At 76.5% G+C, this 8091-nt stretch carries 7 protein-coding genes and 1 tRNA gene; 6 read left to right on the forward strand and 2 right to left on the reverse strand.

What is annotated here, in order from left to right:
• The first annotated feature begins 58 nt into the window (after positions 1-58).
• Both NH342_RS12525 and NH342_RS12530 read left to right on the forward strand, forming a co-directional pair.
• The gene (locus tag NH342_RS12525) at positions 59-763 is read left to right on the forward strand and encodes an LppX_LprAFG lipoprotein (protein WP_253015211.1); all 705 of its coding nucleotides are present in this window, start codon (positions 59-61) and stop codon (positions 761-763) included.
• Positions 732-2459 carry an MFS transporter gene (locus NH342_RS12530; RefSeq protein WP_253015212.1) on the forward strand — a complete coding sequence of 576 codons (1728 nt, stop codon included), beginning with the start codon at positions 732-734 and terminating at the stop codon, positions 2457-2459. The genes NH342_RS12525 and NH342_RS12530 overlap by 32 nt, the downstream gene beginning before the upstream one ends.
• On the opposite strand, the gene NH342_RS12535 is transcribed toward NH342_RS12530, so the two are convergent.
• The gene (locus tag NH342_RS12535) at positions 2449-3417 is read right to left on the reverse strand and encodes a zinc-binding dehydrogenase (protein WP_253015213.1); all 969 of its coding nucleotides are present in this window, start codon (positions 3415-3417) and stop codon (positions 2449-2451) included. The genes NH342_RS12530 and NH342_RS12535 overlap by 11 nt on opposite strands.
• A gap of 71 nt (positions 3418-3488) precedes the next feature.
• Positions 3489-4484 (reverse strand): selenide, water dikinase SelD, encoded by a 996-nt coding sequence (selD, locus tag NH342_RS12540; RefSeq protein ID WP_253015214.1) that lies wholly within the window; start codon positions 4482-4484, stop codon positions 3489-3491.
• An 84-nt stretch (positions 4485-4568) separates the two neighbouring features.
• On the opposite strand from selD, the gene NH342_RS12545 reads away from it, so the two are divergent.
• The 4 genes from NH342_RS12545 to selB all read left to right on the forward strand — a co-directional run.
• Complete coding sequence (locus NH342_RS12545) at positions 4569-5645, forward strand: permease (protein ID WP_253015215.1); 1077 nt, start codon at positions 4569-4571, stop codon at positions 5643-5645.
• A gap of 21 nt (positions 5646-5666) precedes the next feature.
• Positions 5667-5762 (forward strand) — tRNA-OTHER (locus NH342_RS12550).
• 42 nt (positions 5763-5804) lie between these two features.
• Complete coding sequence (gene selA / locus NH342_RS12555) at positions 5805-7058, forward strand: L-seryl-tRNA(Sec) selenium transferase (protein ID WP_253015216.1); 1254 nt, start codon at positions 5805-5807, stop codon at positions 7056-7058.
• On the forward strand, positions 7049-8091 hold a 1043-nt coding region (gene selB / locus NH342_RS12560), incomplete at its 3' end, for a selenocysteine-specific translation elongation factor (RefSeq protein WP_253015217.1). The genes selA and selB, both read left to right, overlap by 10 nt.

Here is an 8091-nt window from a genome sequence, read left to right on the forward strand (position 1 = left end):
GGCGTCCCGCGCTACTGTCCGGCCGGGTCCCCGCCCGGGGGCCGGCGGGGGAGGGCACGTGCGACTAGGGACGACGGCGGCGGTGCTGCTCGGCGCCGTGGCACTGGTCGGGGTGCTGGGCGGGTGCGGCGGGGGCAGCTCCGACGAGTCACCGGGTGACCTGCTGTCCCGGGCCAAGACCGTGCTCGACGACGCGTCCAGCGCGCACTTCGTGCTCACCAGCGACGGCGCGACCGGGGACGGGTCGGCGCTGCTCGGCGGCGAGGGCGACATCGCCCGGCCGGCCTCCTTCCGCGGCACCCTGCAGGTGCAGGCCTTCGGCAGCAGCGCGGTCGACGTGCAGGTCGTCTCCGTCGACGGCACCGTCTACGCACAGCTGCCGCTGACCAGCGGGTTCTCCGTCGTCGACCCGGCCGTGATCGGGGTCGGCGACCCCGGGGCGCTGCTGGACCCCGAGTCGGGCATCAGCCAGCTGCTGACCGCCACCGAGGCACCCACCGTGGGCGAGCAGTCCCGGGTCGACGGTGAGGTGGTCCGCCAGGTCAGCGGCACCCTGCCCGGCCAGCTCGTCGCCGAGCTGCTCACCAGCCAGGACCCCGAGCAGGACGTCGACGCCGTCTACTCCATCGCCACCGACAGCGGTCAGCTGCGCCAGGTCCAGCTGACCGGGCCGTTCTTCTCCGCCGACGCCGAGGGCAGCTACACGATCGCGCTGTCGGACTACGGGGCCGATGTCTCCATCACCGCACCGCCCACCGGCTGAGGTCACGGCGCCGGGGCGGGCCGCCGTCGTCCTGGCGACGCTGGCGGTCCTGGTCTCGGCGGCCGACACCTACGTCGTCGTCCTCGCCCTGCCCGACATCCTCACCGGCGTCGGCGTCGGTCTGGACCAGCTGCAGGAGGCCACCCCGATCATCGGGGGGTTCCTGCTCGGCTACACCGCCACGCTGCCGCTGCTGGGCCGCCTCGCGGACCTGCGCGGCCGGGTCCCGGTGCTGGTCGGGTGCCTCGTGCTGTTCGCGCTGGGCTCGCTGCTGACCGCCACCGCGGTCTCGCTGGGCCCGGCCGTCCTCGGGCGGGGACTGCAGGGCATCGGTGCCGGAGGCCTGGTCCCGGCCACCCTCGCGCTGGTCGCCGACCGCTGGCCGCCCGACCGCCGGGCCGTCCCGCTCGGGGTGGTCGGTGCCGTGCAGGAGGCCGGCGCCGTCCTCGGCCCGCTGGCCGGGGCCGCGGTGCTCGCGGTGGCCGACTGGCGCGCGATCTTCTGGCTCAACCTGGTCCTCGGCGTCGGGCTGGCGCTCGCCCTGCGGGTCAGCGGGCCGCGGCGACCCGGCCGGGACGTGGTCGGCGTGGTGTGCGCGGTCGTGGCCGCCACAGCTCTCGCCCTGCAGCTGGCCGAGCCCGAGCCGCTCGTCACCGACGTCACCCTCGGCCTCGGGTGGGTCCCGGTCGTGGCGTCGCAGGCATGGACGACGCCGCTGGTGCTCGTCGCCGTCCTCGCGCTGGCCGGGCTGGTGGCGCGGTCGCTCACCGCCGCGCACCCGGTGCTGCCGCTACGCGGGCTGCCGGCCCTGGCGCGGGAGGTCGACGTGCTGGGCGCCGTCCTCGTGGTGGTGGCGCTGGGCAGCCTGGTGTGGGCCTTCGCGGCCGCCGACCCGGCCACCCAGGTGGTCGCCCACGGCCCGGTGCTGCTGCCGCTGGCCGCCGTCGCGACCGTCGCCTTCGTGCTGCACGAGCGCCGGACGGCGGAGCCGCTGCTGCCGCTGGCCGAGCTGCGGCCGGTGGGCGCGTGGGGTGCGCTGGTGGTCAACCTGCTGGTCGGGGTGGCGCTGGTGGCCGCGCTGGTCGACATCCCGCTGTTCGCCCGGGCCACGACCGAGACCGACCAGCTGGGCGCTGCGCTGGTGCTGGTGGAGCTGCTGGTCGCCGTCCCCGTGGGCGCGGTCGCCGGTGGCTGGCTGTGCCGGCGCACCGCCCCGCGCTGGGTCGCCGCGACCGGGATGGCGCTGGCGGCGCTGGCCTTCGTCGCGATGACCCGGTGGGACGCCACCTCCCTGGACAGCTGGACCTCCACCGTCGCGCTGCTGGCCGCCGGGCTCGGGTTCGGCCTGGCCGTGGCGCCGGTGAACGCGGTGCTGCTGGCGGTGACGCCCTCGCGGGTGCACGGCAGCGCCAGCGCGCTGGTCGTCGTCGCCCGCACCGTGGGGATGCTGGTCGGGCTCTCGCTGCTGACCGCCATCGCGCTGCGCCGGTTCACCGAGGTGGTCCGGGCGATCCCCAGCCCGCTGGTCACCTGCCCGGACACCCCGGCCGACTGCGCGCCCTACGACCGAGCCGTGGACGCAGCCGTGCTCACCCAGCTGCACACCGTCTTCGCAGGTGCGGGGGTGGCCGCGGCGCTGGCCGCGGTGGCCGCCGTCGCATTGCTGCGGACGGCGGCCGTCGACGTCAGACGGTGAAGACGATCTTCCCGTTGGTGCGGCCCTCGAGCATCCGCTCGAACCCGTCGCGGGCGTCGGCCAGCGGCATCTCGACGTCGATCTGCGGGCGCAGGCCGGTGGTGGCGCACAGCTGCGCCAGCTGCTCGAGCTCGGTGCGGGTGCCCATGGTCGAGCCGAGGATGCGCAGCTGGGTGAAGAACACCCGGTTGAGCTCGGCGGAGGGGTCGAAGCCGGTGGTCGCGCCGGAGGTGACGATGACCCCGCCGGGCTTCAGGGATTTCACGCTGTGCGACCAGGTCGCCTTGCCGACGGTCTCCATGACGGCGTCCACCCGCTCGGGCAGCCGGGCACCGGTCTCGAAGGCCTGGTCCGCGCCGAGCCCGAGGGCGGCGGCCCGCTTCTCCTCCGACCGGCCGGTCACCCACATCCGGTAGCCGGCGACCCGGCCCAACGCGATGAGCGCGGTGGCCACGCCGCCCGAGGCGCCCTGCACCAGCACGGTCTGCCCCGGCTGCAGCCCGGCCTTCACGAAGAGCATCCGGTAGGCGGTCAGCCAGGCGGTGGGCAGGCAGGCGGCCTCGGCGAAGGACAGGTCGGCGGGCTTGGGCAGCAGGTTGCGGGCGGGCACCAGCACCTGCTCGGCCAGCGTGCCCTGGTGCAGCTCCGACAGCAGGGAGCGCTTGGGGTCCAGCGTCTCGTCGCCCGACCAGCCCGGCGTCCCGGTGATGACCGCGTGCACGACCACCTCGTTGCCGTCGGGGTCGGTGCCCGCGGCGTCGCAGCCCAGGGTCATCGGCATCCGCTCGACCGGGAGACCGACGCCGCGCAGGCTGAACAGGTCGTGGTGGTTGAGCGAGGCCGCCTTGACGTCGACGACCACCCACCCGTCGCGGGCCTCGGGGGCGGGGCGCTCACCGACCTCCAGCACGGACAGCGGGTCGTCGGCGGACGGGGTCGACACGAAGGCAGCCAGCATGGTCCCGCACGTTAACGGGGCCTCACCTGCCCGGCATCCGCGCGGGTTGACCCGCCCGACGGCCGCGCGGATCAGCGGACGACGACGGCGAACTCTCCAGCGGCGACGAACTCCCCGACCACCGGTGACCCCGGCACCTCCCCGGCCAGCAGCAGACCGCCGGAGGTCTGCGCGTCGGCCAGCAGCAGGGCGTCGTCCTCGGTGACCGCGGACAGGTCGGTGTGCGGGCGCACCCAGTCCAGGTTCCGCCGGGTGCCGCCGGAGACGTACCCGTCGGCGACCGACTGCCGAGCCCCGGCCAGGTAGGGCACGTCGGCGGCCGAGACCACGGCGGTGACACCGCTGGCCCGGGCCATCTTGTAGAGGTGGCCGAGCAGGCCGAACCCGGTGACGTCGGTGCCGGCCCGGATGCCGGCCGCGACCGCGGCGACGGAGGCCTCGGCGTTGAGCCGGGTCATCGAGTCGATGGCCTCGGGGGAGGGCTCGCCGGTGGCCTTCATCCGGTTGTTCAGGGTGCCCACGCCCAGCGGTTTGGTCAGCGAGATGGCGTCCCCGGCGGCGGCCCGGTCGTTGCGGATCAGCCGGTCCAGGTCGACCAGCCCGGTGACCGCCATGCCGTAGGTGGGCTCGGGGGAGTCGATGGAGTGCCCGCCGCCGACGTGGCAGCCGGCCTCCTGGGCCACCTCCAGCCCGCCGCGCAGCACCTCGGCGGCGAGCTCGGCGGGCAGCACGTCCCGCGGCCAGCCGAGCAGGTTCACCGCCACCGCCGGGCGCCCGCCCATCGCGTAGACGTCGGACAGGGCGTTGGCCGCGGCGATCCGGCCGAAGGTGTACGCGTCGTCGACCACCGGGGTGAAGAAGTCGGTGGTCAGCACCAGGCCCTGGCCGCCGGGGAGGCGGACCACCGCGGCGTCGTCGCCGTCGTCCAGCCCCACGACGAGGTCGACCGACGGGTCCCGCGGGCCGGTGTGGGTGAGGCCGACGACGACCGCCTCCAGCTCACCGGGCGGGATCTTGCACGCGCACCCACCGCCGTGTGCGTACTGGGTCAGCCGGGTCGCGGTCACCCGCCCCAGTGAACCGGATCGGCCGGATCGGAGCAGGATGGGTCCCGGCTCGAGCACCGGGTCGCCGCCGTCGAGAGGACCCGGGTGAGCACCACCGAGCAGCCAGCCACCACCGATCGCCGCCGGCTGTGGCTGCTCGGCGGGATCGCCGTGGCGCTGCTGGTGGTCGGGCTGTGGTGGGCCAAGTACGGGCCGTACGCCGGCAAGGTCCCCGCCGTCGTGGGCAGCCACGACCTCGGCGCCTCGATCATCACCGGCGGCGACCGCACGGCCCCGCCGGTCTCGCTCGCGGCCGGCTGGGACTTCACCGTCGCCTACACCGCCGCCATCTGGAAGGCGCTGGTCGTCGGTCTGGTGCTCGCCGCCGCGGTGCAGGTGCTGCTGCCGGCCAGCTGGCTGCGCCGGGTGCTGGGCGGCCCGGACGCGGGCACCGCGCGGGGTGGCCTGCGCGGCGGGCTGGCCTCGGTGCCGACGCTGATGTGCTCGTGCTGCGCGGCCCCGCTCGCGGTGGGCCTGCGGCGGGCGCGGGCCGGCACCGGCGCGGTGCTGGCGTTCTGGCTGAGCAACCCCGCGCTCAACCCCGTCGTCCTGGTGTTCTGCCTGGCCGTGCTGCCCTGGCCCTGGGCGGTGCTCCGGTTCGGCGCCGGCCTCGCCGTGGTCGTCGCGGCCGTCGGGTTGGCCGCCGTCCTGACCCGCAGCCATGCGGTCGACGAGGCCGCGCTGGTGGAGGCGCCCGACGTCCCGGCCGACCCCAGGCCGCTGCCTGCGCGGTTCCTGGCCACCCTCGTCGGGCTCTCGACGCGACTGCTCCCGGAGTACCTGGCGGTGGTGTTCGTGCTCGGCGTGTTCCGGGGTGTGCTCTTCCCGGCCGACGCCGGCGCGGGCGCCAGCGCGGTCGTCGTGCTGCTGCTCCTGCTGGTCGCCGGCATCGCACTGCCGGTGCCCACCGGTGGCGAGGTCGCGGTGGTCGCCGCCGCGCTGGCCGCCGGGCTGGCCGCCCCGGCCGCCGCCGTCCTGCTCGTCACCCTGCCGGTGCTCAGCCTGCCGTCGCTGCTCATGGTGCGGCACGTCTTCCCGGGCCGACTGCTCCTGGGCACCACCGGCGTGGTCGCCGGGGTCGCGCTGCTGGGGGCCGGGGCGACGGCCGCGCTGACCGGGTGAGCGGCGCATAGGATCCCCGGCGGAGGTGTCAGGGTGTCTGGTGGCCCCCGCGGCCTCTAAAGCCGACGTGACCCGGTAGCCGGGTCAGGCGGGTTCGATTCCCGTCCGCCTCCGCCACACACGACCCCGGGAGACCCGACGACCGACCCCCGCCGCCAGGTGCCCCGCACCGACGCGCTGCTCGCCGACCCCCGGGTGGCCGCCGCCGCCGACCGGCTGGGCCGCGAGCTGGTCAAGTCGGTCGTCGCAGGCGTGCAGCAGCGCGTTCGGGACGGCGAGGTGCCACCGGCGGACGCCGCCGACGCGGTGGTCACCGCACTGCCGACGACGGCGGCGAGCCTGCACCGGGTGCTCAACGCCACCGGCGTGCTGGTGCACACGAACCTCGGCCGGGCGCCGTGGTCGGCCGCGGCGGTCGACGCGGTGGTCGCGGCCAGCGGCACCACCGACGTGGAGCTGGACCTGGCGACCGGGCGGCGCGGCCCCCGCGGCGAGGGTGCGATCGCCGCGCTGCTGGCCGCCGTCCCGGCCGCCGAGGCAGCGATCGTGGTGAACAACTGCGCCGCCGCCCTCGCCCTGGTCGCCACCTGCCTCGGGGGCGAGCTGGTCGTGGCGCGGGGTGAGCTGGTCGAGATCGGCGACGGGTTCCGCATCCCCGACCTGCTGGAGTCCACCGGCGCCCGGCTGCGCGAGGTGGGGACGACGAACCGGGTCACCCTCGCCGACTACACCGCGGCCCTCGGGCCGGGCACCGGCGCGGTGCTCAAGATCCACCCGTCGAACTTCGTGGTCCGCGGGTTCACCCGGTCCGTCGAGGTCGCCGAGCTGGCCGGGGTCGGCGTCCCGGTCGTCGCCGACGTCGGCTCCGGCCTGCTGCGCCCGCACCCGGCCCTGCCCGACGAACCGGACCTGCAGACCACCCTGGCGGCCGGTGCGGACCTGGTGCTCTGCAGCGGCGACAAGCTGCTGGGCGGACCGCAGGCCGGGCTGCTGCTCGGCCGGGCCGACCTGGTGCAGCGGCTGCGCCGGCACCCGCTGTACCGGGCGCTGCGGGTGGACAAGACCACCCTGGCGGCGCTGGAGGCCACGCTGCGCGGCCCGCTGCCGCCGGTGCACCGGATGCTCGGTACGACGACCGACGAGCTGCGTGCCCGGGCCGAGGCGGTGGTCGCCGCCCTGGGCGGCGACGCGCACGTCGTCGAGGCCGGCGCCCGGGTCGGCGGCGGGGGAGCGCCGGAGTTCGAGCTGCCCTCCGTCGCGGTGTCGCTGCCGGCCGCCCTCGCCGAGCCGCTCCGGGCGGGCACGCCCCCGGTGGTGGGCTACCTGGCCGAGGGCCGCACCCTGCTCGACCTGCGCAGCCTGGACCCCGCCGACGACGCGGCCCTCGTGGGAGCCGTGCGCGCGTGCAGGTGATCGCCACCGCCGGGCACGTCGACCACGGGAAGTCCTCGCTGGTCACCGCGCTGACCGGCATGCAGCCCGACCGGCTGGAGGAGGAGCGCCGTCGGGGCCTGACCATCGACCTGGGCTTCGCCTGGACCACGCTGCCGGGCGGGCGCACGGTCGCCGTCGTCGACGTCCCCGGGCACGAGAAGTTCGTGGGCACCATGCTCGCCGGGGTCGGCTCGGTGCCCGCCGCGCTGGTCGTGGTCGCCGCGGACGACGGCTGGTCGGCGCAGACCGCCGAGCACGTCGCCGTCCTGGACGCCCTCGGGGTGGCGCACGGCCTGCTGGTGGTCACCAAGTCCGACCTCGCCGACCCCGCACCGGTGCTGGCCGACGTGGCCGAGCGGTTGGCCGGGACCTCGCTGGCCGGGTTGCCCGCAGTGGCGGTCAGCTCCCGCACCGGGGACGGCGTGGCCGCGGTCGCTGCCGCCCTGGACCGGGTGCTCGCCGCTCTGCCCGCGCCCGACACGGCCGCGCCGGTGCGGCTGTGGGTGGACCGCGCGTTCACCATCCGCGGCGCCGGCACCGTCGTCACCGGCACGCTCGCCGCCGGCACGGTCGCCGCCGGGGACCGGCTGACCCTCGGCGGGCAGGACGTGGTGGTGCGCGGGTTGCAGTCCCTGGGGGAGCCGGTCGAGGGCGCGCAGGCCACCGCCCGGGTGGCGCTCAACCTGCGCGGGGTGGCCGTCGAGGACCTCTCCCGCGGGGATGCACTGCTCACCCCCGGCGCGTTCCGCGCCACCACGGAGACCGACGTCGTGCTGACCCGCCCGGTCGAGAGGCTGCCCGCCGAGCTCGTCGTGCACATCGGCTCGGCCACCGTCGCCGCCCGGGTGCGCCCCCTGGACGGCGCTGCCGTGCGGTTGCGGCTGGGCGCTCCGCTGCCGCTGCGGGTGGGGGACCGGCTGCTGCTGCGCGACCCGGGCAGCCGCACCGTGCACGGCGCCGACGTCCGCGACGTCGACCCGCCGGAGCTGCGCCGCCGCGGCGCTGCGCGGGC

Source organism: Klenkia sp. PcliD-1-E, assembly GCF_024124375.1.
GTDB lineage: Bacteria > Actinomycetota > Actinomycetes > Mycobacteriales > Geodermatophilaceae > Klenkia.

Excerpts from the sequence above, each read along its gene's own strand:
- NH342_RS12530 (WP_253015212.1), top strand. The coding sequence starts at position 732 with ATGTCTCCATCACCGCACCGCCCACCGGCTGAGGTCACGGCGCCGGGG.
- NH342_RS12535 (WP_253015213.1), bottom strand. The coding sequence starts at position 3,417 with ATGCTGGCTGCCTTCGTGTCGACCCCGTCCGCCGACGACCCGCTGTCC.